The sequence below is a fragment of the Streptomyces sp. genome, from assembly GCF_035563135.1.
Classification (GTDB): domain Bacteria; phylum Actinomycetota; class Actinomycetes; order Streptomycetales; family Streptomycetaceae; genus Streptomyces.
Genome location: NZ_DATMVN010000029.1, coordinates 1 through 3,297, shown reverse-complemented (window position 1 = coordinate 3,297; position 3,297 = coordinate 1). Strand labels below are relative to the sequence as shown.

At 72.6% G+C, this 3,297-nt stretch carries 3 protein-coding genes; 2 read left to right on the top strand and 1 reads right to left on the bottom strand.

Going from position 1 to position 3,297, the window contains the following annotated elements; genetic code table 11:
- Nucleotides 1–1,311, bottom strand: a 1,311-nt coding sequence (locus VN520_RS01505; protein WP_325744986.1) for an aromatic acid/H+ symport family MFS transporter, incomplete at its 3' end; no start/stop codon positions are given.
- A gap of 516 nt (nt 1,312–1,827) precedes the next feature.
- On the opposite strand from VN520_RS01505, the gene catA reads away from it, so the two are divergent.
- Together catA and catC are read left to right on the top strand one after the other, a co-directional pair.
- A complete protein-coding gene (gene catA, locus VN520_RS01500; RefSeq protein WP_325744985.1) occupies nt 1,828–2,697 on the top strand; it encodes a catechol 1,2-dioxygenase in 870 nt (289 codons plus the stop codon).
- Between the two features lie 103 nt (nt 2,698–2,800).
- A complete protein-coding gene (gene catC, locus VN520_RS01495) occupies nt 2,801–3,088 on the top strand; it encodes a muconolactone Delta-isomerase (RefSeq protein ID WP_325744984.1) in 288 nt (95 codons plus the stop codon).
- The last annotated feature ends 209 nt before the right edge of the window (nt 3,089–3,297 follow it).

Below are 3,297 nucleotides of genomic sequence, written 5' to 3'. Positions count from 1 at the left end.
GGCGGCCAGGCCGGTGAGCACGTAGAAGATCGCCTCCAGCCCGAGCCCAGCGGCGACGAGGAGACCACCCACCAGGGGGCCCGCGACCCCGCCCAGCCGCCCGAACCCGGCACACCACGCCACGCCCGCGCCGCGCACGTTCGGCCGGTAGTAGTTCGCCACGAAGCCGTAGATGAGGATCTGGGTGCCGCTGGTGCCCGCCCCGACGATCGCGACGAAGAGCAGGAGCAGCGCCAGCGGGGCGTCGACGGTGAGCATCAGCAGGCCGACCGCGCCGAACAGGAAGGACCCGACGACCACCATCTTGGGCCCGAACCGGTCGGCGAGCCGGGACGCCAGCAGGGCCGCGACGACCGCCCCGCCGTTGAGCACGAGGAGGAAGGACAGCGAGCCCTGCGTCGAGTACCCGGCGCGGCCCATGAGCTCGGGGAGCCAGGTGTTCAGGACGTACACGAGGATGAGTCCGGTGGCGCTCATGAGCCCCAGTACCGCGGTGGGGAACCAGTACTGGCGGCCGAACAGGCCGGCGAAACCCGCCCGCTCCCGGCGGACCGGCGCCGCGGCGCCGGCGGCTGCGGGGCCGGACGCAGCGATGGACGCAGCCACGATCGGCACGCCGGTCCGTTCGGAGAGTCTGCGGGCCTCCTCCGTGCGACCGCGGGACGCCAGCCAGCTCGGCGACTCCGGCATCTTGACCACGGCGAGCGGCAGCAGCGTCACCAACGGGAGGGCGCCGATCCAGAACATGCCGCGCCAGCCGATCTGGCCCAGCAGCAGGATCGCCAGCAGTGCGGCCAGCAGGCTCCCGATGGGCACGCCGGAGTAGGTGATGGCGTTGGCGAGGTTCTTCCTGCCCGGCGGCGCGTACTCCGCCACCAGGGCGCCGGTGGTGGCCACCAGGGCCCCGACGCCGATGCCGGTGAGGAACCGCATCAGCCCGAACCCGCCGGTGCTGTTCATCAGGGCGGTCACGCCCATGCCGACGGAGAACCACGCGTACGCCGTGAGCATGACCTTGCGACGGCCCACGATGTCGGCGACGCTGCCGGCGAGCAGGGCCCCCACGAGCACGCCGAACAGCGCATAGCTGCCCAGCGCGCCGGCGACACCGGGGGTGACCTGCCCGATCTCACCGGGATCGGCGAGGAACAGCGGGACGACGGTGCCGTAGACGACCAGGTCGTACCCGTCGAAGACGAGTCCGAGGGTGGCCAGCGCGACGACCCAGGCGACGGTACGGCGGCGCCGGGCCTCCTGCTCCGGGGTCGGCTCCGTGGCGGCGTCCGGAGAGCTGCCCGTGGCGAGTGACATCGCGGACCTCCTGGGGAGTGCTGGTGCGGGCGTTCTCCGTGGGGCGCTGCACCCGTCACCGGGGTGAGCGTCGGGCGTGCGGAGCTGCGACTCCGCCGGGTGCGGGGGAGGTCCTCGAGCCGTTCGGGTCGACAGCGGTCGCCGGCGTCCCACGCGAGCGCCGCGGCCGCTCCCGATCGACTCGATCACCACGGCCACCTCCCGTGTGGCCCGGAGCAGCCCGGCGTGCGCTGCGCTGTGACCTGGGTCACTGCAGCGTAGAGGTGTGGCCAGGTCTTCGCGCCTCGATCGCGTCTCCACCCGCGGCTCGGACGGAGGTCCTCCACAATGGCCACGCATTCAGACGGAGGGACGGGCCGGACGTGGCTCCTGACCTGGTCAGGGACGCCGCGCGACCCGAACGGCTGGACTGCCCCCACCGCGTCCGCGACGATGGCACCACTCCACTCCGGACACTGCAGGCCTGGCCCATGAGGCGCGGTCGGAGTCCCGCGCCGATCTCCGAGGAGCACAGCCATGACCGACACCCAGCAGAGCCCCACCGCGGCCGGTTCGGGCGCCAGTGCAACGCAGTCGTTCCTGAGCGGTGAGATGTACCAGGCCGCCCGTCAGGTGCCGCCGGAGCGGGTCGACGCGGTGGTCCGGGCGGTCCTGGACGGCGTGCACACGGCCATCCGGGAGCACAAGGTCACCTATCCGGAGTTCCAGGCCGCCAAGGCCTGGATGATCGAGGTCGGCGAGGGCGGCGAGTGGCCGCTGTTCCTCGACGTCTTCGTCGAGCACGTCGTCGAGGAGGTGCAGGCCGAGACCCAGCAGGGCACCAAGGGCACCATCCTGGGCCCCTACTACCTGCCCGGCCAGAAGCGGCTCCCCTCCCCGGCCACCCTGCCCATGCGCGAGGACGAGAAGGGCAGCCGGCTGGTCTTCGCGGGGCAGGTCCGGGACGTGGAGGGCAACCCCATCGCCGGCGCGGAGATCGACATCTGGCAGGCCGACGACGACGGTTACTACTCCGGCTTCGCCCCGCACCTGCCCGAGGGCAACCTGCGCGGTCTCGTCGTGGCCGACGACGAGGGCCGGTTCGAGATCCGCACCATCCAGCCCGCGCCGTACCAGATCCCGACCGACGGCCCGACCGGCAAGCTGATCGAGGCCGCCGGCTGGCACCCGTGGCGCCCGGCACACCTGCACCTCATCGTCAGCGCCCCGGGCCACCGGGCGATCACCACCCAGCTGTACTTCACCGGCGGCGAGTGGCTCGACAGCGACGTCGCCTCCGCGGTCAAGCCCGAGCTCATCCTGGACCCGCAGGACGCCGGCGACGGCACGAGTCGCGTCGAGTACGACTTCGTCCTCGAGCGCGACGAGGCGACGGCAGCCGCCTGACAGCGGACCTCCGTGCCCCACCGCTCGCACGCCCGCGGCTCGGCCCTGCAGAGGCCGGGGAGTCGACGGGGCCGCACCCGCCCCCGGTCCTCGAGGAGCTGACATGCTGTTCCACGTCCGCATGGACGTCGCCATCCCCCGCGACCTCGACCCCGACGAGCGCACCCGGCTGGTGACCACCGAGAAGGCCCGGGCACTGGAACTGCAGCGCCAGGGCACCTGGGTGCACCTGTGGCGGGTGGTCGGCCAGTACAGCAACATCAGCGTGTTCGACGTCGACTCCAGCGACGCGCTGCACGAGATCCTGTGGAACCTGCCGCTCTTCCCCTTCATGACCGTCCAGGTCACCCCGCTCACCGAGCACCCGTCGGCACTGTCGGCGAACCCCTGAGTACGGCGAGGAGCGGTGCGGCGGCGGGCGGACGTCGAGGCGATCCGGACCTCGCCGGCATGCCCTGAGCGGAGCCGCATGACCGCGCGGCTGCACGCCGCCGAGGGACGGCCTGGCCGACGCCTCCGTGCTCGTCCGCGGCCCGTCGCTGGGCACTGACCACCGGACTGTTCGACCCCCAGGTCGCCGAGTTCGCCCGAACTCACCGG